Source organism: Chitinophaga niabensis (assembly GCF_039545795.1).
In the GTDB taxonomy this organism is placed as follows: Bacteria; Bacteroidota; Bacteroidia; order Chitinophagales; family Chitinophagaceae; genus Chitinophaga; species Chitinophaga niabensis_B.
In genome coordinates this window covers 7,069,916-7,091,105 of the sequence record NZ_CP154260.1, presented here as the reverse complement: position 1 = coordinate 7,091,105, position 21,190 = coordinate 7,069,916, and the positions used below count along the sequence as shown (strand labels likewise).

General features: G+C 45.7%; 22 protein-coding genes and 1 tRNA gene. 9 read left to right on the top strand and 14 right to left on the bottom strand.

Going from position 1 to position 21,190, the window contains the following annotated elements; genetic code table 11:
- From soxC to AAHN97_RS28525, 5 genes are all read left to right on the top strand, one after another.
- Positions 1-1,209: a sulfite dehydrogenase gene (gene soxC, locus AAHN97_RS28545; protein ID WP_343305472.1), complete on the top strand. Its 1,209-nt coding sequence runs from the start codon at positions 1-3 to the stop codon at positions 1,207-1,209.
- 1 nt (position 1,210) lies between these two features.
- Positions 1,211-2,638, top strand: coding sequence for a phytoene desaturase family protein (locus AAHN97_RS28540; protein ID WP_343305471.1), 1,428 nt, complete (start codon positions 1,211-1,213; stop codon positions 2,636-2,638).
- 14 nt (positions 2,639-2,652) lie between these two features.
- Positions 2,653-3,132 (top strand): GNAT family N-acetyltransferase, encoded by a 480-nt coding sequence (locus AAHN97_RS28535; protein WP_343305470.1) that lies wholly within the window; start codon positions 2,653-2,655, stop codon positions 3,130-3,132.
- 367 nt (positions 3,133-3,499) lie between these two features.
- Positions 3,500-3,943 carry a hypothetical protein gene (locus tag AAHN97_RS28530; protein ID WP_343305469.1) on the top strand — a complete coding sequence of 148 codons (444 nt, stop codon included), beginning with the start codon at positions 3,500-3,502 and terminating at the stop codon, positions 3,941-3,943.
- 73 nt (positions 3,944-4,016) lie between these two features.
- Complete coding sequence (locus AAHN97_RS28525) at positions 4,017-4,697, top strand: DUF1345 domain-containing protein (RefSeq protein ID WP_343305468.1); 681 nt, start codon at positions 4,017-4,019, stop codon at positions 4,695-4,697.
- A 32-nt stretch (positions 4,698-4,729) separates the two neighbouring features.
- Here AAHN97_RS28525 and AAHN97_RS28520 read toward each other — a convergent pair whose 3' ends face one another.
- The 4 genes from AAHN97_RS28520 to AAHN97_RS28505 all read right to left on the bottom strand — a co-directional run bounded on the left by AAHN97_RS28520 (position 4,730) and on the right by AAHN97_RS28505 (position 10,157).
- Positions 4,730-6,577, bottom strand: a complete 1,848-nt coding sequence (locus AAHN97_RS28520) for a M1 family metallopeptidase (protein WP_343305467.1) — start codon at positions 6,575-6,577, stop codon at positions 4,730-4,732.
- 79 nt (positions 6,578-6,656) lie between these two features.
- Entirely contained in the window at positions 6,657-8,225 is a 1,569-nt protein-coding gene (locus tag AAHN97_RS28515) for a beta-N-acetylhexosaminidase (RefSeq protein WP_343305466.1), read from the bottom strand.
- A 56-nt stretch (positions 8,226-8,281) separates the two neighbouring features.
- A complete protein-coding gene (locus AAHN97_RS28510; RefSeq protein ID WP_343305465.1) occupies positions 8,282-9,133 on the bottom strand; it encodes a hypothetical protein in 852 nt (283 codons plus the stop codon).
- 439 nt (positions 9,134-9,572) lie between these two features.
- Entirely contained in the window at positions 9,573-10,157 is a 585-nt protein-coding gene (locus tag AAHN97_RS28505; protein WP_343305464.1) for an RNA polymerase sigma factor, read from the bottom strand.
- A 247-nt stretch (positions 10,158-10,404) separates the two neighbouring features.
- On the opposite strand from AAHN97_RS28505, the gene AAHN97_RS28500 reads away from it, so the two are divergent.
- Entirely contained in the window at positions 10,405-11,538 is a 1,134-nt protein-coding gene (locus AAHN97_RS28500) for a FecR family protein (RefSeq protein WP_343305463.1), read from the top strand.
- Positions 11,539-11,594: 56 nt separating this feature from the next.
- Here AAHN97_RS28500 and AAHN97_RS28495 read toward each other — a convergent pair whose 3' ends face one another.
- From AAHN97_RS28495 to AAHN97_RS28480, 4 genes are all read right to left on the bottom strand, one after another.
- Positions 11,595-12,503, bottom strand: coding sequence for an IS3 family transposase (locus AAHN97_RS28495; RefSeq protein WP_343308271.1), 909 nt, complete (start codon positions 12,501-12,503; stop codon positions 11,595-11,597).
- Positions 12,431-13,036, bottom strand: a complete 606-nt coding sequence (locus tag AAHN97_RS28490; protein WP_343305462.1) for a helix-turn-helix domain-containing protein — start codon at positions 13,034-13,036, stop codon at positions 12,431-12,433. The genes AAHN97_RS28495 and AAHN97_RS28490 overlap by 73 nt, the downstream gene beginning before the upstream one ends.
- 5 nt (positions 13,037-13,041) lie before the next feature.
- Complete coding sequence (locus AAHN97_RS28485; protein WP_343305461.1) at positions 13,042-14,127, bottom strand: fatty acid desaturase family protein; 1,086 nt, start codon at positions 14,125-14,127, stop codon at positions 13,042-13,044.
- 138 nt (positions 14,128-14,265) lie between these two features.
- On the bottom strand, positions 14,266-15,006 hold the full coding sequence (locus AAHN97_RS28480; RefSeq protein ID WP_343305460.1) for an SDR family NAD(P)-dependent oxidoreductase: 741 nt from the start codon (positions 15,004-15,006) through the stop codon (positions 14,266-14,268).
- A 74-nt stretch (positions 15,007-15,080) separates the two neighbouring features.
- Between AAHN97_RS28480 and AAHN97_RS28475 the strand changes: the two genes are divergently transcribed.
- The 3 genes from AAHN97_RS28475 to AAHN97_RS28465 all read left to right on the top strand — a co-directional run bounded on the left by AAHN97_RS28475 (position 15,081) and on the right by AAHN97_RS28465 (position 16,786).
- A complete protein-coding gene (locus AAHN97_RS28475; RefSeq protein ID WP_343305459.1) occupies positions 15,081-15,440 on the top strand; it encodes a winged helix-turn-helix transcriptional regulator in 360 nt (119 codons plus the stop codon).
- 74 nt (positions 15,441-15,514) lie between these two features.
- Positions 15,515-15,589, top strand: a tRNA-Glu gene (locus AAHN97_RS28470).
- Between the two features lie 135 nt (positions 15,590-15,724).
- Entirely contained in the window at positions 15,725-16,786 is a 1,062-nt protein-coding gene (locus AAHN97_RS28465; protein WP_343305458.1) for an endo-1,4-beta-xylanase, read from the top strand.
- Between the two features lie 58 nt (positions 16,787-16,844).
- Here AAHN97_RS28465 and AAHN97_RS28460 read toward each other — a convergent pair whose 3' ends face one another.
- The 6 genes from AAHN97_RS28460 to AAHN97_RS28435 all read right to left on the bottom strand — a co-directional run bounded on the left by AAHN97_RS28460 (position 16,845) and on the right by AAHN97_RS28435 (position 21,103).
- Positions 16,845-17,324, bottom strand: coding sequence for a DUF4199 domain-containing protein (locus tag AAHN97_RS28460; protein WP_343305457.1), 480 nt, complete (start codon positions 17,322-17,324; stop codon positions 16,845-16,847).
- Positions 17,325-17,327: 3 nt separating this feature from the next.
- Positions 17,328-17,684, bottom strand: a complete 357-nt coding sequence (locus tag AAHN97_RS28455; RefSeq protein ID WP_343305456.1) for a DUF1801 domain-containing protein — start codon at positions 17,682-17,684, stop codon at positions 17,328-17,330.
- 129 nt (positions 17,685-17,813) lie between these two features.
- Positions 17,814-18,881 (bottom strand): calcium:proton antiporter, encoded by a 1,068-nt coding sequence (locus AAHN97_RS28450; protein ID WP_343305455.1) that lies wholly within the window; start codon positions 18,879-18,881, stop codon positions 17,814-17,816.
- Between the two features lie 176 nt (positions 18,882-19,057).
- Positions 19,058-19,603: a carboxymuconolactone decarboxylase family protein gene (locus tag AAHN97_RS28445; protein WP_343305454.1), complete on the bottom strand. Its 546-nt coding sequence runs from the start codon at positions 19,601-19,603 to the stop codon at positions 19,058-19,060.
- A 52-nt stretch (positions 19,604-19,655) separates the two neighbouring features.
- Complete coding sequence (locus AAHN97_RS28440; RefSeq protein ID WP_343305453.1) at positions 19,656-20,531, bottom strand: sigma-70 family RNA polymerase sigma factor; 876 nt, start codon at positions 20,529-20,531, stop codon at positions 19,656-19,658.
- Positions 20,532-20,629: 98 nt separating this feature from the next.
- Entirely contained in the window at positions 20,630-21,103 is a 474-nt protein-coding gene (locus AAHN97_RS28435; protein ID WP_343305452.1) for an SRPBCC family protein, read from the bottom strand.
- Positions 21,104-21,190 lie beyond the last annotated feature (87 nt).

The window sequence follows — 21,190 nt, the reverse complement described above, 5'->3', positions numbered from 1 at the left end:
ATGGAAGAAAAGAAGATCAAACGCCGTACACTGTTAGCAGGAGCCGCAGCAGCAGCTTCGCTGGCCTTTATGAAAATAGCTTCCGGGCAATTGGTGCCCGTACAAACTGCCGACCCTACAAAAACACTCGGACCGCCTCCCGGAGAAATAGGTACACGCTCTCCTTTTGAGAAGCCGCTGAAGATCACTTCAGATACTTCTTCCCGCACACCGCTGCAGGACCTCTTCGGCACCATCACGCCTTCAGACCTTCATTTTGAACGGCATCACGGAGGGGTACCTGCCATTGATCCGCATCGCTATGAATTATTGATCCATGGCATGGTGGACAAACCCATGATCTTTACACTGGCAGACCTGAAAAGATTTCCTTCTGTATCACGCATTGCTTTTCTGGAATGTTCCGGTAACTTCAGATCGGGGAAAGAGAAAATGACGCCCCAGGAAATCTGTGGTTTGACCAGCCAGAGTGAATGGACGGGCGTAATGCTTTCCACCCTTTTCCGGGAAGTAGGTATACATCCAAAAGCCACCTGGTTTCTGGCAGAAGGATCGGATGCCGCTGTGATGACGCGCAGCATTCCTGTAAAGAAAGGCTGGGACGATGCCATGATCGCTTACGGCCAGAATGGAGAAGCCCTCCGCCCGCAGCAGGGATATCCTGCAAGGTTGTTCCTGCCTGGCTGGGAAGGGAACACCAATGTGAAATGGCTCAGGCGCATAGAGTTGTCAGACCAGCCGTTTATGACCCGTGAAGAAACATCCAAATACACAGAAGAGATCAAAGATGGCAAGATCCGCCAGTTCAGTTTTGATATGGACGCCCGTTCCATCATTACCTTCCCCGCCTACCCGGTACAACTGGAAAAAGGATGGGTAGAGATAAGAGGAATTGCCTGGAGCGGCCGCGGTAAAATAACAACCGTGGAGATCAGTACAGATGCCGGAAAGAACTGGTACCCTGCAAAATTACAGGAGCCGGTACTGGATAAAGCACATGTAGCTTTCCGGTATCTTTGGCAATGGGATGGCAGTGAAACAGCGATCATGAGCAGGGCTGTAGATGAAACAGGATACAGCCAGCCTACTTTAAAACAACTCGTAACCGCAAGGGGTAACGATATGGGAGGTTATCACCTCAACCCCGTAACGGCCTGGATCATAAAAAGAGACGGACAGGTATTATTCAAACCTGAAAAATGGAAATAGTATGGAGAAAAGGGATTATGACGCAATTGTTGTAGGCGCAGGACCAAATGGGCTTGCTGCTGCTATTACTTTACAACAGGCCGGCCTGGCCGTTCTGCTGATAGAAGCGAAAAGCACCATCGGCGGCGGTTTACGCTCCAAAGAGCTGACCCTGCCGGGTTTTGTACATGATGTTTGTTCCGCCATCCATCCCATGGCGCTCAGCTCTCCATTCTTCTCCGCCCTTCCCCTGAAAGATCACGGATTACAATTCATACATTCGCCTGTTGATGCTGCCCATCCTTTTGATGATGGAACAGCCGCAGTATTAAAGCATTCTATTGAAGACACTGCGCGCTTGCTGGGTGAGGATGCACAAAGCTATAAGCAACTGATCAGCCCACTGGTGAAAGACTGGCCGCTGATAGCAGACGATGCATTAGGTCCGCTTCATTTCCCTAAACATCCATTTGCCATGGCCCGTTTTGGCCTGAAAGCATTAACCTCCGCCACCTACCTGGCCCAACGTTTCAAAACACAAAAAGCCCGGGGCCTATGGGCAGGCATGGCAGCACATGCCATACAACCTTTAACCAATACTTCCACTTCCGCCATTGCACTGGCTTTAATGATCGCAGGGCACCGGCAGGGATGGCCCATTCCAAAAGGAGGGGCACAATCCATCGCCAATGCACTGGCCTCCTATTTCCTGTCCATCGGCGGCAGGATTGAAGTGGACCAATACATACGTTCTTTAGATCAGCTACCTTCTTCCCATACTATATTGTTTGATGTAACTCCCAAACAACTCCTGCAGATTGCAGGGCACCGCTTCTCTTCCATTTATAAATGGCAGCTGGAAAAATACCGCTACGGTATGGGTGTATTTAAAATAGACTGGGCGCTGGATCAGCCTATTCCTTTTACAGCTCCCGAATGCAGAGAGGCCGGCACGGTACACCTGGGCAGTACCCTGGAAGAGATCAGATTATCTGAACAGCAATCTTCCAATGGTCAACATGCAGAGAAACCATTTGTACTGCTGGCACAACAAAGCCGCTTTGATACTTCCCGCGCTCCCTCAGGCAAACAGGTAGCCTGGGCTTATTGCCATGTGCCTAATGGCTCTACTAAAGACATGACGAGCATTATCGAAAACCAGGTAGAGCGTTATGCTCCCGGCTTCAGGGATACCATCTTATCCAAACATGTGATGAACACCGCAGATATGGAAGCCTATAATGCCAATTACATCGGCGGAGACATCAATGGCGGGATCATGGACCTTGCCCAGCTTTTCACCCGGCCTGCCTTACGTTCCTCTCCTTACCGGACATCCGCCAAAGGCCTTTATATATGTTCCTCTTCTACTCCTCCCGGTGGCGGTGTACATGGCATGTGTGGTTATCATGCTGCCAAACGTGCCCTGAAAGATGTGTTCGGTAAATAATGTAATTTGCCGGCATGATTACCATCAGACCCATTCAGCCGGAAGACGATGCTACCATTGCACATATCGTTAGAAGTACGCTCACAGAATTCGGTGCCAATAAACCCGGTACTGCATTCGCGGATGCAGCTACTGATCACTTGTCTGTCGTGTTTGCCAAACCACGCGCTATTTACTTTGTAGCCCTGGTAGATGGTGTGATTGCGGGAGGCGCAGGGATCCATCCATTGGACGGAGGCCCGGATCATGTTTGTGAATTGCAGAAAATGTACCTGCTACCTGCTACCAGGGGGAAAGGTATTGCCCGCACCCTGATTGCCCAATGCCTTGATTTTGCCCGTGAGAACGGCTATACCCAATGTTACCTTGAAACAATGCCTGCACTGGAAAAGGCCCGGAAGTTATATGAACACCTTGGCTTCATTTACCTGGACGGCCCTATGGGGAATACAGGGCATTTTAGCTGTGATAACTGGATGCTGAAGGACTTATAATGCTAAAAAAGCCTCTTTTTCGTTCATTTTTGCAAATAAGTGTCCGCTTTTGAGAATGCCTTTTCCCACTCTCCCCTTAAATACACCCATTTTCAGCCCTCAACTACCCCTTTTTTGTCCGCTTTTGAGAATACGTGTCCGATTTCGAAAATCCCGTTTTTAGCATAACCAACCGTCCGTAACAACATAACATCCCCATCACTTTTCCAATCCCTCACAAACCTTTACCAGTAAGGCATTCAAAGCATTTCAACACCCCTTCGTGATGGAACCATTCCTAACTATTAGCTTGTTGCCCCCTTCATCGCGGATTACTTTTACATCATCAACAACAACACAAAATTTAAAACTCTAAAAACAAAATATTATGAAAAAGATCATCACTATCCTCGCTATCATGTTCACCGCAGGTGCAGCTTTTGCAAGTAATGACAACGTTACTGAAAACAAAAAAGCCATGAATACTTTCAAGAGGGAATTCGCAGGTGCTTCCGATGTTGCATGGTATCATTCAGAAGAAAGCACTATTGCCAAATTCAATCTGAAAAACTCCAAGGTAACTGCACACTTCAATAAAGCAGGTGAATTGCTCGCTACCTCCCGTTATATTACAGATACAGAGTTACCGGTAAATGTGATCAATAAGCTGATCAAACATTTCCCTGATCAAAATATCAGAACTATTGTTGAATACAATGTTGAAGGAGAAAATACTTACGTGATCACCCTGGAAAGCAAAACCCAATGGACCATCATAAAGGCTCAGAACGGTATTCCGCTGACCACACTCAAGAAACTGCAAAAAGCATAGGTTCTATCACGCCATTTTAACTTAGCACAGCTGTCTCTCTTTGCAGAGACAGCTGTTTTTTTTAACTTTAAGTATGACTAAAACCCGCATCACTGACCTGCTGATCTTCACGCACCCCACGTACAAGATATTGATAAGCCTTGGGCTGGCGCTGCTCACCTTCTTTTTTGTCAGGAATGCTGAACTGAATCCCCTGTTATTATACACCCTGCTTTGGGATGTGTTTGCCCTTACTTACATCATTATCAGCTGGACGGTCTTTTTCTACCGCCCGCCGGAACAGATCAGGAAAGTGGCCAGGGAAGATGATGGCAGCATGTTGTACGTATTCCTGATCATATTGATCGCCGCCTTTTCCAGCATGTTCACGGTATTGCTGCTGATGCTCTCAGAAGATACCAGTAATACAGCCAAAGCGCTTTATATACCCGTAGCCGTTGGAGGGATGTTACTTTCCTGGGCAATGGTACATACCACCTTCACTGTACACTACGCGCATTTATATTATGATGATGCCATCGGCGATAATACAAAACATGCAGAAGGACTTAATTTCCCTAAAGAGAAAAAACCGGACTACCTGGATTTTGCTTACTTCTCTTTTGTGATCGGCATGACCTTCCAGGTATCTGATGTACAGATAGAATCCCGCATTATCAGGCGGATGTCCCTTGTTCACGCCCTTTTGTCTTTTATCCTGAACACCTTTGTAGTAGCGCTTACCATCAACCTGATCGCCGGATTGAAGAAATAAAAAAGGCCCCGATATGATCGGGGCCTTTGAGATTATTTGATCAGTTTGTTTAGTGTTTCCTGTGCTATAGGATGGTAATTCTGTTTGTATTTTGAATAGATCCTCTTCGCCATCTCCTGCCCTTTCGGCGTTTTCATCATCTCTGTATATAAAGGCGTCAGGAATTTACGGCGCCCCACCGTACTCAGGAAGGTTTCCATATTCCTGAATGCAGGTGTGTAATCCGCCGCTACGGACATAATGAACCAAAGGTCCGCCACCTCACTATTGCCCGTTTGGGTAAAATGATATGCTTTATCCAGCTGCTCCATCTGTGCTACTGTTAAAGGTTTAGGCATTTTACGCAGGAAGTGCAGCCATTCGTGAGAAGTCCAGCCTTCCGTTGCTACCGGCGCTCCTTCCAGGAAGTGTTTGCGTTCAGCATCTACCTTTTCAAAACGTTTCTGCGGTACACGCGGGCAGTTAGCAGGTATGCCAGGTCCATATACCCAGGCATCGATATTGATCTTATTAGCTAAAGCCGTATCTCCTTTCAGGAGGTGCTCATTTAAATATTGCAGGAACTGTGCCGTGTGCATGGTTTTAAATGCATGGGTATCGAAGTAATTGCGCAGGAAAGAATCCAGCCTGGTACGGCCGGTAGTTTCTTCTGCCAGTCGCAGGAAGTGTGCACCCTTCTCATAGGCGATATCCGTTAAACCATCATCCGGGTTGCGGTTGGTAAGGTCCAGTTTTAACCAGGTATCCCTGCTGTTCTTACCCAGTTCATTCACAGTTTCTTCCAGGTCCTGGTAACCCAGTTCCCATAACATATCCGCATAATCCGCTCCCATCATGGCTTCCATAATGCGGCGTTCAAAGTAAACAGTGAAGCCTTCATTGAGCCAGAAATCTTCCCAGGTGGCATTGGTCACCAGGTTGCCACTCCAGCTATGCGCGAGTTCGTGTGCAATGAGGCTTACCAGTGAACGGTCTCCTGCTATGATGGTAGGTGTACAGAAAGTGAGGCGTGGGTTTTCCATACCCCCCAGCGGGAAACCGGGAGGTAATACCAGTACATCATAACGCCCCCATCTGTATGGGCCGTACAAAGATTCTGCCGTAGTCACCATCTTACCCACTTCAGCAAATTCGTAATGCGCTTTTTCCAGCATAGCCGGTTCTGCGTATACACCTGTCCGTTGGTCGATGGACTTAAAGCCAATATCCCCTACTGCCAGTGCCATCAGGTAGGCAGGCACGGGTTGTTCCATCTTAAAATGATATACACCGCTATCATTCTTCTGCTGTGCGTTCTCTGCACTCATTAAAGCCATCAGGCCTTTAGGTACCGTCACGCGGGCATTGTAAGTAAAACGGATACCGGGCCCGTCTGCACAGGGGATCCAGGTGCGGGCATAAATGGATTCAGATTGTGTATAAAGGAAGGGTTGTTTTTTACCCAGTGTTTGTGAAGGTTCCAGCCATTGCAGGGCTGTTGCTTTACTGCTTGTGCCATACCAGATCACCACCTGGTGCGAAGCCGCTTCCACAGGAATGTTCAACCTGCTGCCCAGGTTAGGTAATACAGCATCAAGGCTATGTGTTACTTTCTTTCCGTCTACCGTAACACTGTCAATCGTTAATCCATCCGTGTCCAGGTGTAGTGTGTCAGCCTTGGCTTTATTCTCGATCGTCCAGGCAGCGCTGCCGCTGATCAGGTGTTTATCAAAGTTCACGGCAATATCCAGGTCCAGGTGTTGCACGCTGATACTGTCCGCATTGGACAAAGTATGCCTGTCTTTTACATTTACAGCAGAGTCCTGGGCTGCCTGGGTTGCAGGAGGTTGATTACAGGCAGCTGCAGTGAAGAGCAGGGCCACCGGTATTGCGTATTTCATGAAGCAGATTTTGTTAAGTATCCGAAGATATTACAATTCAGGTATTAAAAAAGCCCCGATCGTACGATCGGGGCTTTACTTATTTTACTGGTTCCGGTGTTAGCTTAGAATTCTCAAAATAATAGATTCCCCGGGCTTTCAGCAAGGGTAGTGCTGTTTTAAGCCGCTTTTGAAATTGTACAAAATCCTTCTTAGCCGGTTGGGTCCATGCAGCTTCTGCCAATGCAATCAACCTGGGGAAAGTAAGGTAATACATCCGCTCCCTGGAAGCAATTGTTTCCGTCCAGAGATTAGCCTGTATACCTTCTATCAGCGGGCTGTTCCTGTTAACGTTATCGGGTAAACTATTCAGGGAAAAATCATACACGCTTTTCAGTTCATTGAACTGGTTACCCGGCCATCTGCGGCCAACCGTAGCGGCACTATCCTGCACAAAATCAAAATAGAAAGGAAGGCGCGGGCAAAGCACTACTTTATATCCTTTCTCCAAAGCATTCTTTAGTTCATCCTTTTTTTCATGGCGCCACCAGAAAACGATGGTTTTACCGGGAGGCAAAGCAGAAGCAGTTACTTCATCCCAGCCCAGGATGCTGTTGTTTAGCTTCACAACCGTATCGGCCATCCTTTTAAGGAAATAATGCTCTACATCCAGGAGGGAGTTCAATTTCTGGCGTTTCATCAGGTCCTGCACAGCGGGATCTGTTTTCCATTTCTCGTTTCCAAAACTTACTTCATCACCACCAATATGGATCATCTGGGAAGGAAAGAGCACATCCACTTCCTTCAGGATATTACTGAGGTACTGGTATGTTTCCTCCTTTCCGGGATTGAACGTGAATTCAGGATGTTTTACAGAGCCACCGCCACTGAATTGCGGATAAGCCCTGTTAGCGGCAGTTGCATGGCCCGGCATATCAATTTCAGGAATAACGGAAATGTGCAGTGCAGCCGCATAAGCAACAATCTCTGCTACATCCTGCTGGGTATAATATTGAGCAGGCGCAATGGAATCGTGGTAATTACCGATGCCGCCCACAAGGGCAAGACGGGGATATTGTTTGATCTCTATCCTCCAGCCCGGCTGATCTGTAAGATGCCAGTGGAAACGGTTCAGTTTATAGAAAGCCATTTCATCCAGGATCTTTTTCACTTCTTCTTTTCCGAAGAACTGGCGGGATTCATCCAACATAAAACCTCTCCACTTGTACAGCGGTGCATCCTTGATATTCCAGCAGGGAATGGGTTTACCGGGAAACTTCCTTGCGAGCTGTAAAAAAGAGATCGCACCGTAAAAAAGACCGGTTTCATTTCCTGCACTGATCACAACCGCCTTTTTACTCATCTGCAGGTTATACCCTTCCAGATTGCTTACTTTCTCCAGCTGAAAAATAATGGCAGGCTGCTCACTCTTATCCTGAATGGCAGTGCGAACACCTGTGTAACGCAGTAATAATTTTTGAAGGGAATGTGCAGTGCCCTGTAATGCAGGGTCATTGGCGATGATAGGGGTATTATCCTGCAATAAGAAATGATCCTGGGCAAAAGTGGCTTGGTCTGGCATAGGGATCACCGGGCAACTCTGCTCCTGTGCAACCACCACCCGGCTTGCGAAAATGCATACCAGTATTAGCAATAATGATTTTTTCATGTAGATTACTTCCTTGTTGATAAAGCATTAAAGATAATAATCTTCATGAAAAATTTCTATCGGACCTGCGACTGTGGAGTGGACTGCAATGATTGTACATATTGCTTCTCATCTTTCAGCCAGTTGAGCATCCGTGTTCTGATAGAAGATTGCATCTCACTTAATACAATGTCTCTCTCCGGCAGGCCCTTCAGTTCTTTTTCATGCCAGTTAAGGCAGGCTCTTTTTTCGCGGATAGTATGGAATCCTTTTAATTTTTTGCGCATCAGGTTTGTACAGTAAATAAAGTACTCCGGTGAGTTGAAATTGTATTCGTACAGGATGTAATGCAGCTGATCAATGTATTCTTCATTGGATAAGCTGCCGTGATCATTCAGCAGGAACAGTAATCTCCTGTAGTACATCACCATTCTGAAAGAAAGATTTCCTCTATGGTTCAGCATAGGACTGAACATGATATCCAGTAAAGGTTCTTCTACATTACGTTTACGCAGGAACGCTTTCATATCTGCAATACGTTCTTCCATCTGGCGGCTAACGATCACCACATAACTTTGCGGTAACTGGTAATCAATGGCGAGATATTCGGAGAAATGCTGTTCCAGGCCCATTAAGATACCATGCAGCATCCCTTCCAGCTCCAGATAAAAAGCAATCAGCGAATCATCCGAATGTTGTTGGTATTTATGCAGTATCTCCAGCCAGAGGATCATTTGAAACTGGCATTCCTGCACATCCTTTGTGATATGTTCTTTCTTACTGTCGTCATCAGAAAGTTCTTTTAAATTGGCTGTAATGGCCAGTTTCTGCGCTCTGACCTCTTCCAGCAGAATAGGCATTTGTTCTTTGGTACTGATCAATATGCCGGGGCATACTTTTTCTAAAATGATCTGTTGTAAGGTGTGCATACGGGTTCAGGTTAATTCAATCTGATTAAAAAAATGGCTGATAAAACAGCCAGTATTAATAAAAGACTGATACAAAATATTAACACAGGAACATTAGAGGCTGCGTTTTTTGTATTGGCTTTTTCACAAGCGTTTCCTTTACTTCGGGTTGCTTCCAGGTTGTTGACTGAAAGTAGTATAATGTTATGTTCTCGTATTTTTTATAGGTCAGATGCCTGATCTTACTTCTCGATGTACTCATGCATACCGGATATTTGAGGGCTACCAAACCGTTTAATCAAAAGGTAAGCCAGACCAGGAATAATCCGGCGCTACTCTTTATTAACCATAATAAATCTAAATCAAAACTCTATTGATTATAAGATGATCAAATTGAAAGTTAGGGGGAAGGTGTTTTTGTTAATGCCGGGAAAATTAACGTGAGGTGAATATGCATGATCTACCATAAGCGAACGAGGCAAACCAGTGCCGCGAGATTAATAAGGGTATCTATTCTTTTCCTGAAATAGCTTTTCCCTATACTAAGATGTGTTTTGATACTTTCTTTGGAAACGCCCATGATCTTCCCTGCTTCTACATAGGATTTATCTTCCATATAAACGAGTTCCAGCGCTCTTCTGCATTGGCGGCCCAGGTTGGATAGTAATGGTGTCATAACACGGCTGCGGGACTCTTCATTCATTTGCCGGAGCACCTCCGGAAGTTCGTTTTCATGACCGGCAACGAGATACTGGCCATATAGTTGTTCTTTCTTTGATTTGGACTCATGTGCAGAAAGTTCATGGAGGCAGGCATTGTTCACCATCCTGTAAAGGTAAGGACGCAGATCTGTGATACGTGCCCAGATGCCTTCATTGGTGAGTAGTACCAGGAAACGCTCCTGCACAATATCTTCAGCATCCTGAATATTTCCCATTTTTGTATAGGCAAAGGCAAATAGCGGCTTATAGTATTTGTCATACAAGTGATTGAAAGCGGCCGTATTACCTTTTTTCATTTCTGCTATGATGCATTTGTCGTCCATATGGTTTAAAATAGTACGTCTGGTTAATAAAGCAGTATGCGTGCTGTACAGAGAAGTTGGTTGATATTGTTGTGCTGTTATTTAGACAAAGATGTATGCTTTGATAGTCTCATCAAGTCGCAATTTTTATCAAAAAAACAAATTTGAACGTTAAATGCCCGTTAATGAAGACTAAAATAGGGATAAGCGGAAATATATTACACTTAAATTCACCCTGATATTTGGTAAATGGAATCTTATAAGCAGCATGGAGAATGAACTGTACATACGGGAATTAATCATAAAGGAACACTTCGGGATCATTTCCGAAGAGGAACAGCTTGAATTGGACGGCATACTGGCCACCAGTGAGGAAGCAAGGAAGATCCGCGAAGAAGTTCAGCAGGTTCCGGCAGATGATGCACGTGAATACCTGGAAAATGTGAACCTCCGGGCCGGCCTGGATAATGTTTATGAACGATATAATGCCCAAAGGGCCAGGCGGCGCAATCGTACCCGCTGGGTTTCTGCCGCTGCATTGCTGGCAGCAGTGGCTGTAGGCGCCTATATCTGGATGCCCGGTAAAAAAGCTAACCTGCAGCCACAGCAAATAGCCCAGGCAGCAGAAGGCTCCGCTACCCTGCAACTGGCAAACGGACAGGTGATCACCATGAGCGATTCCGGCCAGCAGAACATCAACCTGCAGAATACCAATGTTCAGAATAATAACCGCGTCCTGAAATTTGACGTACAGGATAATGAAGGCGCCACCGGCTGGAACACGCTTACTGTTCCTCCTACGCTGGACTACCAGGTAGTACTGTCAGACGGTACCCAGGTATGGCTGAACAGCACTTCCAAGATCCGTTTTCCTTTTAAATTCCCGGGTAATCAAAGGGAAGTGTTCATAGAAGGGGAAGCCTACTTCACCGTGAAACAGGACGCTGCCCGCCCTTTTATTGTACATGCAGGGCAGGCAGATATCCAGGTATTAGGTACTTCCTTCAACGTGAATGCTTACAGGGCCACACAAGTGATCACTTCACTGGTACAGGGTAAAGTGGCCGTTCAGTCTGGCTCCGGCAAACTGCTCCTGGATCCGGGTAAAGAAGTGGTGGTAGCTACCGGCGAACCACTGGTGATGCGTGATTTTGACCAGCAAACCACCCTTGCATGGCGCCAGGGCGAACATTACTTCAGGGATGCTTCTATCCGCGAGATAGGAGAAATGATGAGCCGCTGGTATGATGTAGACCTGGTGATTGATAACCCGGAAGCTGGTAATATGCGGCTGCGTGGTAAGTTATACCGGCACCGTCCCCTGCAAAACTTCCTGGACCAGTTGAACAGCCTTGGCCTGGTGCAGTTCTACTGGAAGAATAACGTTTTACATTGTAAATAGTCATCGTACAAAAAAAAGCCCCCCGATTTGGACTAGCCCCCAATAGTTGGACTTTTTTAATTTTTTAAGTATTGAGCTCGGTATTGTACCGGGCTCTTTCCTTTTAGGTTAATTCTAATCCTGGTATGATTGTAATAATGAATGTATTCTTTGATGTCACTGGCTAACTCCTGGATGGATTGATACTTTTTCAGGTAAAACATTTCTGCTTTGATTGTGCCGAAAAAGTTCTCAATGATGGCATTGTCCAGGCAATTACCTTTCCTGGACATGCTGGGAGAGATGTTGTTTTCCAGCAATATTTGCTGGTATTGTTTCATTTGGTATTGCCATCCCTGATCAGAATGCAGAATGGGTTTAAGATCGCTGGTAAGCCGCCTGATAGTGCCTTTTAACATCTGTGTTATTTGCTCGAAGTTAGGACGCTCAGATAGCTTATAGCTAATGATCTCACCATTAAACAGGTCGATTACCGGGGAAAGATATAGTTTCTGATCTTTTACTTTGAACTCGGTAATGTCGGTAGCCAATTTTTGCATAGGCCGGTCTGCTTTAAACTTCCGCTGCAGCAAATTCGGCGTAGTTTTCCCTACTTCCCCTTTGTATGACCGGTATTTCTTCCGTCGGATCACGCTTTTAAGCCGGAGCTGTTGCATGAGCTTTAGTACCGTTTTGTGATTGATCTTAAGTCCTTTTGAGCGTAAGGCCAGCAGTATCCGCCGGTAGCCCAAAAGCCCTTTATGACGTTGATAGAGTTGGACAATCCGGCATTTTATAACCTCATACCGGTCTGCAACGGGCTTGTGGTTGATGTAATAGTAGAAAGAACTGCGGGCCATGGAGGCTATATGCAGTAGTTGCGCTAAATTCCCTTTTTGCCTTAATTCAAGCACTATGAGCGCTTTTTCTCTTTGGCTTTCTCCTCCTGTTTCTTTTGAATTAAGGCCTGAAGCTTTTTTAGGTATTGATTTTCAAGCCGAAGATAAGCAAGCTCTTCTTCCAGTTCCTGTTCCCTTGTTTTAACTTTTGCGCCTTTTGTTGCAGGCTTCTTCGGTGCCATAGACTTACGTTTACCTCTTTTCTCCTGCTTTAACCCTACATTACCTTCCTGTTCGTATATACGAAGCCATCTGCTCAGTACAGCCGTACAAGGAATATGGAAACGTAGGCAGGTTGCTTTTAAAGATAAGCTTTCCTGCAAATAAGTCCTTATCACCTCCATTTTAAAAGAAGCAGGGTAACGGTTGTTCTGCCGCTCAAGCCCGGCTGTGCCGAATGCCCGGTAGTAGCTGACCCACCTGCGTAGCATATCAATATTGATCTGCAGCAGATCTGCCTTTTGGCGTACTGATGATCTACCTGCGACCACCTGCCTGACCGCATCAAGCTTATAGGCCAAACTATACTTTTGTTGTCTACTCATAAAAATGCCCCCAATAGTGTCTAACTTTTTGGGGGCACTCCAATTGTATCGGGGGGCTTTAATATTTTTATACAATATTCTTATGCTGTAGCGGCTACTGGTTTCATCCCCAGCATACGCATAAACCGGAAATGCGATCTTACTGCACTCATCATAGTAGGCATAGAATTATACTGCAAACCAAATTCTTTACACTTTGCTTCAACGATCTTGCTCAGTGCAGGATAATGCACATGGCTGATCCTAGGAAACAGGTGATGCTCTACCTGGTAATTCAGGCCACCTACAAACCATGATACCACTTTATCTTCCGGTGCAAAATTCGCAGTGGTTTTGATCTGATGAATAGCCCATTCGTTTTCTATCACCATATCATCTTCTCCAACTACTTCAAATGTGGTTTCTTCTACCACGTGTGCCAATTGGAATACGATAGCCAGCGTAAAGCCCATTACAAGGTGCATGGAAATAAATCCGATCAGCCAGGACTGAACACCTACCACCCAGATAGGCAATGCGATGTAAAATACCACGTATAATACTTTGCTACCCCAGAATACAAGATGGTCGCTCGCCTTCATGTTCTGCAATGGCGTTTTATATACTTTACGGCTCAGGTACTTTACAAAATCCATGATAAACACCCATGCAAAAGAAGAGATGCCATATACCAGCACTACATAAATATGCTGGATCCTGTGCATCGGCACCCATGTTTGGGTACTGCACTGGCGCATGATCGGGCTTTTTGCAATATCGTCATCTATACCATCCACATTTGTGTAAGTGTGATGGATAATGTTATGTTTCTGTTTCCAGATAAAGGCGTTACCGCCCAGTGCATTTAAAGTAAGCCCCAGCGTATCGTTCACCCAGCCTTTGGTAGAATAACTTCCATGGCAGGCATCGTGCATCACGTTAAACCCGATGCAGGCTAATACAAAGCCAAGCAGTGCACTCAGCGCTATCCCCGCTGCAGCATGAAAAGGAAATACCAGCAGGCTGACATAGAGCAAAACTGCTGCAGGCAACAGCACAATCGTTTTAAGATAGAGCTGGAAATTACCTGTTTTCTTCAGATTGTTGGTTTGGAAATACTCTTCCACAGACGCTTTTAACGAAGGAAAAAAAAGCGCGTTCTTGTTGTTGAATGATACTTTGGCCATAATTGTAACAGAAGGTAGGTATGATCAAAATGACGAATGAGTTTCATCATCCTTAAATAATATTTACCCTTTCTGTAAAACTAGCGAAAATATCCTCATAAAAGCAATATATAGCTGATTGAAAACCTATATATATTGTTAAATATTAGTCCCTCCGTCTATTACAAAACCGGCACCGGTTACATAACTACTCTCAGGACCAGCGAGATACGAAACCATACCTGCAATATCATCCGCAGTACCAAACGCTGAAAGTGCCATCAGAGAGCGTTGAAAATCAGCATGTGGGCCATTGGCCGGATTCATATCTGTATCGATCGGTCCGGGATGAACAGCATTCACCGTAATGCCTTTTTTACCCAGGTCTCGCGCCATACCTTTTGTGAGGCCGATCAATGCACTTTTACTCATTGCATATAAAGTGCCACCGGGGGTGGGCATCCTTTCCGCCTGGCAACTGCCGATATTGATGATCCTTCCACCTTTTTTCAGATAAGGCAGGGCAGCATGAGATCCGGCAAATACAGCACGGATGTTCACGGCAGTGATCAGGTCAAAATCCTCGATCGTCATTTCAGACACATCTTTGTAAGCTGCAATCCCTGCATTATTTACCAGGATATCCAAACCTCCCAATTCCTTAGCAGTCTGGTCCACTGCTTTTTTCACTGCCAGGGGATCTGCACTGTCTGCCTGAATGGCGATACTTTTCACTCCCAGTTGTTCTATTTCTTTCACCAGGGCGGTTGCTTTTTCTGCAGAAGCCTGATAGGTAATGGCTACATTGGCTCCCTCACGGGCAAGTCTTTTTGCTATGGCCGCACCAATACCGCGGCTTCCTCCTGTTACCAGGGCTGTTTTGTTGGCTAAATTTTTCATACCCCAAAAGTAAAATGGAATGATTAAATTTGCAGGTACAGCTAAAATTGTTAAGTACTAACAAAAAAGTAAGTATGCGGAAGGAAGAGTCTACCAATGCACAGAATGAGGCTGCACTGATCAGGAATTGTGGAATGGCTTATGCCCTTTCCGTGATCGGCGGCCGCTGGAAACCTAATATCCTGTATTGCCTGCTGAAAGGCAAAATGCGGTATAATGAATTACGCAAAGCCATTGATGGGGTTTCTGAACGAATGCTGGTAGCACAGTTAAGAGAACTGGAAGAATTTGGCCTGGTGAAAAGGATCATCTATCCTGAAGTTCCGCCAAAGGTGGAATATGAGTTAACCGAGCTGGGGTATTCTACAGAACCTATGCTAAACATGATGTCCGACTGGGGTAATAAGAACCGGGAAGTAGCCATCCTTTCCTAAGCTTCCGAGTTATTTCAAATATTTTTGGATTTATAAAGATTTCTCTTACCTTTGCCATCCCAAAAACGGCAAATGCCGCGTTGGTCAAGCGGTTAAGACGCCTCCCTTTCACGGAGGAATGACGGGTTCGATTCCCGTACGCGGTACCAGGGAAAGGTTGTTCTAAAAAGGACAACCTTTTTTATTATCCCTCTGTCCGTTTGGCAAAGTTTGCGAACAGCGCAGAATAGCCCCAAAATCGAAATACTATTGCGGAAAATTGTCTGGGTTTGTATTTTAGAATTATGATAAGATCAAAAACCTTGCTCGTTTCAGTTTTACTCCTATTTACATCTGTTGTAACAAACGCACAGCATGCCGATAAAGGGCTCAAAGACTATTACAAAAATTACTTCCCGGTTGGTGTAGCTATCACACCACGCCATCTACAGGACTCGGCCACGAGTGCTTTCATACGCAGGCATTTCAATAGCCTAACGGCCGAAAACGTGATGAAAATGGAGCCCATACATCCGCAGGAAGATCGGTACAACTGGTCTGGCGCTGATGCAATCGTTCATTTTGCAACGGAAAACGGTTTGAAGGTCAGGGGGCATACCCTCTGCTGGCATAATCAGGCTCCGAAATGGATGTTTTATGATTCCGAAGGCAAAATGGTAAGCAAAGATACCTTGTTGCACAGATTGCGCAAACACATCCATAATGTTGTGGGCCGTTATAAAGGTAAAATATATGCTTGGGACGTAGTAAATGAAGCCGTATCAGACAACCACAACGAGTTTCTCCGCAACTCCCTGTGGCACCAGATCTGCGGGGAAGACTTTATTGCTCAGGCATTTCTGTATGCGCATGAAGCTGACCCGGATGCGGTACTATTCTACAATGATTATAATACAGAAAGCCCGGCAAAAAGAGAAAAGATATATCGCCTGCTTAAAAAGCTGCGCGATGCAAACATCCCAGTTCATGCCATAGGCCTGCAAGGCCACTGGTCCATCAAAAATCCTTCCAGGGAATTGCTGGCGTCCACGATCGATCAATATGCATCGCTTGGCATAAAAATACAGATCACTGAGCTGGACGTATCCGTTTTCTCCAACGATAAAATGCCGGAGCATCACAATTTCACACCAGAACAGGAGCAGCTGCAGGAACAGCAATATGCCATGCTTTTCGATACATTCAGGAAATATCGTGACGTAATCAGCGGCGTTACTTTCTGGAACCTCTCAGATCGTTCGAGCTGGCTGGATAATTTTCCGGTAAAGGGCCGGAAGAACTATCCACTGTTATTCGATGAAAACCTGCAGCCTAAAAAAGCTTACCGGAAGGTTATCGACTTTTAAACTTCGCGGGCATATTGCAGCGTTCGCGGAAGTAAGAGCGTTTTCATCGTATTATCCGTTACTTTCTGCTTCTGATCACCAGGGCAATAAGCGCTGAGAAAACCGCGCCGGTAACTAACCCGCCAATAATGCTTTGCACAATAAAAGCCCCGGTGTTCAGCCTTGATGCTGCTTCCTCCGCTGACATTTGTTGTTTGGACACCGCAAATTCCCGCATATTCTCAAAATACTCCGGGGCAATAAGCCCCTGTGTGATGAGTTGGTTCACCGGACTAAGGATAACGATGAACAAGGTCAGCAACAGGCCGCTTTTAAAGGCCTGCCTGAAGGTGATTGCTCCCTGGAAGGCCTTCATTTTCTTTTCGCGTATGGCGAACACATAGATCAATAATGATGGCAAAAGAATAAACGTTGATACCAGCTGCTGGTACTGGATATGGCGCCCATGCAATCCACATAAATGCTCTGTAAACATCCAGGCCAGGTACATCAGAGAGAAAATCCCTGCCCATTTAAGTTCAGTTCGAATGTTTTTCATGGCTTATGATTTGTTCATGAGTTTAATCCATTGCTTAATAATAGCCTGGAGGTCTTTGCTTTTAGCCTTTACTTCTGCCATACTTTTGAATCTGGCATACGCTTTACCTTTGGGCGCCGGCTCCAGCACAGCGCCCGGCGTCAACCCTTCTGCCTGGTGAAAGACCAGTGTTGCTGCATCTTTCACCCGCGGGCTAAAAGTGGCAATGTCGCCTTTGTAATAGAAGCTGGGGCCACCCCATTTTACATCTTCTGTAATTTCAGGGTGGGTCTTCATAATTATCTCCCGCAGTGCTGCGAGCTCTTCTCTTAATGGATGGTCCAGTTTTGCCAGGAACTCATCTACTTTTTTTGAACGCATATTTTATAGTATTTGTAAATGCTAAATTCACAAACCCGGCCCGGAAAAACATTTACATATGTTGAGAAACGAAAAAAGGGCTCTCCGTTATAGAGAAGCCCTTTTTTCTATTATAATAATATAACGTTATCAGGGATGAATGATCAGAAATATAAACGCTGCTAAATTCACCAGCAATACTGCTCCATACACAATATTCGTCCGCCCGCTGGCGAGTGACAGCATCACCGTGAACACTGAAAGTCCCAGTAAGATCATGGACTTGATATCCAACCCTAAAATGATATTCATATTATACAGCGTGCTCACGATGGAAACACAGGGAATGGTCAACCCGATACTCGCCAGTGCAGATCCCAATGCCAGGTTCAGGCTTGTCTGCAGTTTGTTCTTCCTGGCTGCGTTGATCGCCGCAATCCCTTCCGGCAAAAGTATTACTGCCGCAATGATCACACCTACCAGCGTTTTCGGAAGATTGTAACCGATCACGATCTTCTCGATCGTTGGGGAAAGGGTTTTAGCCAGCAATACCACAATGCCCAGGCTGAGCAACAGGAACACAAGACTAACGATCATCTTCTTACCGGAAACCACTATTGCATGGGCGTTATCTGCGCCATCTTCCGCCAGGAAATATTCACGATGCCTGCGGGTTTGCGCCAGCAGGAAAAAGGAATAGATGACCAGGCAGGCGATGGAAACGAAAATGAGCTGCGGCGTTGAATAATAAGGTCCTTCTACACTAGTCGTAAACGTAGGGAACACCAGCGTGAGGATCACGATGGCAATCAGCGAAACGAGTGCAATGGTGGCGGAATGTTTAGTGAAGATCTGTTCCCGGAATTTCAGGCCGCCTAAGAATAGACAAAGGCCCACAATACCGTTAAGGATCAACATGGTTGCAGAAAAGATGGTATCGCGTGCAAGGGAAGCCGCTTCGTTGCCCCCGGCCACCATCAGTGAAATAATGATAGATACCTCGATGACGGTAATTGCCACCGCGAGAATAATCGTACCGTAAGGTTCCCCTACCCGGTGCGCGATCACTTCAGAGTGATGTACTGCAGACATCACACTGCCGATCAATAACACGCTTGCAATGATCTGAAAAATACTGCTGTCGTAGACCAGTCCTGTAAAGAATAAGGCCCAGGCCAGTATTGGTGTAATAGCCGTCCATTGTAATAATAATCTCATCTGCTGGGTTTTATGCCGTTTGTAAATGTGGTTACTGTCTGATAGGGCGACAACTACAGCTTGTAGCACTGTCCGGGTAAAAATAGCCAAATAAACAGGAAATCGTTGCCGGAATTAATTCCCGGGCACACAAAGAGGTCACTCCAAACGGAGTGACCTCTTACCTTTTAAAATCTTTATTGCAGGGCGCAGAGTCCGTCTGATCCTATTCCCAGCGCAAGGTTCATGGTATTATAGTATACTTCGGATGCCATGAGAAAAGTGATATAGATGATCTGTTCCTCATTGAAATGTTTCTGTAGCTCCCGGAAAACAGCATCCGGCACCTGTTTGTGCAGTGTCGCTTCCTTTACATAGTTCAGGCAGGCGCGTTCTGCAGGTGAGAACAACTCACTGGTGGCAAAATTGTGGATCTCGCCCAATTTCTTCATAGAACTTCCTTTGCGCATGGCATATGCCTGTGTAATATCGATGCAGAAGGTGCAATTGTTCAGATCAGATACCATTGCCTTTAACATAATTTTCAGGTCGTCACTCAGCGGTGCCTGCTCGCTGACCTTATAGAAAAGGGAGGCTACTTTCATAAGTTTGGGCACTCTCGCATATACAACCTTGGCGGGCGTGATCACTTTGCCGATCATTTTCTTAAGATACCAGTATCCCAGTTTCATGTATAGTCCTTTGGGCTTCTCGATGGGCTGCAGTCTTAATTGATGTTCCATTGTAAACAGTATTTTACAGGAAGACAAGCCCTAACCCATTTCGTGACAATTTTTATCCCTGGTAGCGGATATTTTTTAATTTATCCGGGTTCCGGATAAAATAGAAGCTAACGATCGCCTCACCTTCATGCTCAAAACACATACAGGTAATAGGTTCCCTGGTAATGGCATCGAAGAGCGCCAGTGCCGGCAATCCATTCACCATCAATACGTTATATAAAGGAGTAGGTACCGGAACTTTACTGAAAAGCCCCAGTACCATGCGGGACACCACATCCCGGCCAAACAGCGGTTTGGTAGCGGAACTAACTTTGCCCCCACCGTCTCCATAAAAGCTGATATCTTCTTTCAGCAGGGAGATCAGTTTATCCTGATCCTGGTTCATGCAGGCCACGATGAAGGCCTCCAGCAATTGCTGGTGACGGGGCACATCTGATTCAAAGCGCTTTTTATCCTTTTGGAGTTTTTCTTTCGCGCGATGCAGGTGCTGGCGGCAGGTACTTTCGGGAATATCGAGGATAGCCTCCAGCTCTTTATAGGATAGATCAAAGCTTTCCCGTAGCAGGAAGACGGCCCTTTCCAGCGGGTTCAGCTTTTCCAGGAGAAAGAGGAAGCCAATAGAGAGATCATTACCGGTATCCGGGAAGATCTCTGGTAATGCTGTATCCGTTATCGGCTCAGGCACCCAGGGGCCTATGTACAACTCTCTTTGCCGTTGCAGTACCTTGAGGCGGTTAATGGAACGGTTGGTGACAGCCCGCATCAGATAATGACGGGGTTGCTCCACCCGGTTGGTATCCATTTCCAGCCAGCTGGTATATACATCCTGTACAATATCTTCCGCTTCCTGCTGCTCTCCTATCATACGGTAAGCAATGGCGAAAAGCAGGGGACGGTGTTCAAAAATATCGGAGAGCTGTGTAGTCATACCTGTTAGTGTTGTAAAGATAGCGGCTCTTACATAAAAATAACAAAGCGGGAAAGAATAAAGATTCCTCCCCGCTTTGTTATTTTTCCGCTACCTGATCAAGCATCCGGTATTTCAGGCTCAACCAGTCTCATCAGCTTATCCAGCGATTCCTGCCAGCCTAAATAACAAAATGCTTCGGGGATAGCATCAGGAATTCCTTCCTGCTTGATCTTTATATCCGTACCTGCTATGGTTTTCTCAAGCCAGATAGAAGTAACGATCTGACCCGGTAAATTAGGATCATCAAATTGATCCGTATACTTCAGAAATTCGTTCGGTTTGATCTCTAAATACTCCCCGCCAAATGAATGGCTATTGCCTGTAGAAAAATTCTGAAAAGACATCTTATATGTACCGCCTTGCTTCACATTCATTTCATGAACAACGCAAAGAAAGCCGTACGGTGGTATCCATGAAGCAATTGCCGTAGCTTCAGTAAATGCGCGATATATCTTTTCGGGTGATGCTTTAAGCATTCTGTGTAATGAAACAGTACCTGGCATAAAATCATTTTTTTGTTCCCTACTCATCTGGCTTTTCGGTTTCGCCCGTTTTTTGCAGTGGTTGCTGCTCCACTTGTAATGATCAATTGACACTACAAATGTGGCAGTAAAATT

Coding starts and splice junctions, on each gene's coding strand:
- AAHN97_RS28455 (WP_343305456.1), bottom strand. CDS start 17,684: ATGCGTTCAAAAAAAGTAGATGAGTTCCTGGCAAAACTGGACCATCCA.
- AAHN97_RS28500 (WP_343305463.1), top strand. CDS start 10,405: ATGGAGAATGAACTGTACATACGGGAATTAATCATAAAGGAACACTTC.
- AAHN97_RS28515 (WP_343305466.1), bottom strand. CDS start 8,225: ATGAAAAAATCATTATTGCTAATACTGGTATGCATTTTCGCAAGCCGG.
- AAHN97_RS28440 (WP_343305453.1), bottom strand. CDS start 20,531: ATGACTACACAGCTCTCCGATATTTTTGAACACCGTCCCCTGCTTTTC.
- AAHN97_RS28530 (WP_343305469.1), top strand. CDS start 3,500: ATGAAAAAGATCATCACTATCCTCGCTATCATGTTCACCGCAGGTGCA.
- AAHN97_RS28510 (WP_343305465.1), bottom strand. CDS start 9,133: ATGCACACCTTACAACAGATCATTTTAGAAAAAGTATGCCCCGGCATA.
- AAHN97_RS28435 (WP_343305452.1), bottom strand. CDS start 21,103: ATGAGTAGGGAACAAAAAAATGATTTTATGCCAGGTACTGTTTCATTA.
- AAHN97_RS28525 (WP_343305468.1), top strand. CDS start 4,017: ATGACTAAAACCCGCATCACTGACCTGCTGATCTTCACGCACCCCACG.
- AAHN97_RS28485 (WP_343305461.1), bottom strand. CDS start 14,127: ATGGCCAAAGTATCATTCAACAACAAGAACGCGCTTTTTTTTCCTTCG.
- AAHN97_RS28475 (WP_343305459.1), top strand. CDS start 15,081: ATGCGGAAGGAAGAGTCTACCAATGCACAGAATGAGGCTGCACTGATC.
- AAHN97_RS28450 (WP_343305455.1), bottom strand. CDS start 18,881: ATGAGATTATTATTACAATGGACGGCTATTACACCAATACTGGCCTGG.
- AAHN97_RS28445 (WP_343305454.1), bottom strand. CDS start 19,603: ATGGAACATCAATTAAGACTGCAGCCCATCGAGAAGCCCAAAGGACTA.
- AAHN97_RS28505 (WP_343305464.1), bottom strand. CDS start 10,157: ATGGACGACAAATGCATCATAGCAGAAATGAAAAAAGGTAATACGGCC.
- AAHN97_RS28535 (WP_343305470.1), top strand. CDS start 2,653: ATGATTACCATCAGACCCATTCAGCCGGAAGACGATGCTACCATTGCA.
- AAHN97_RS28465 (WP_343305458.1), top strand. CDS start 15,725: ATGATAAGATCAAAAACCTTGCTCGTTTCAGTTTTACTCCTATTTACA.
- AAHN97_RS28460 (WP_343305457.1), bottom strand. CDS start 17,324: ATGAAAAACATTCGAACTGAACTTAAATGGGCAGGGATTTTCTCTCTG.
- AAHN97_RS28520 (WP_343305467.1), bottom strand. CDS start 6,577: ATGAAATACGCAATACCGGTGGCCCTGCTCTTCACTGCAGCTGCCTGT.
- AAHN97_RS28480 (WP_343305460.1), bottom strand. CDS start 15,006: ATGAAAAATTTAGCCAACAAAACAGCCCTGGTAACAGGAGGAAGCCGC.
- soxC (WP_343305472.1), top strand. CDS start 1: ATGGAAGAAAAGAAGATCAAACGCCGTACACTGTTAGCAGGAGCCGCA.
- AAHN97_RS28540 (WP_343305471.1), top strand. CDS start 1,211: ATGGAGAAAAGGGATTATGACGCAATTGTTGTAGGCGCAGGACCAAAT.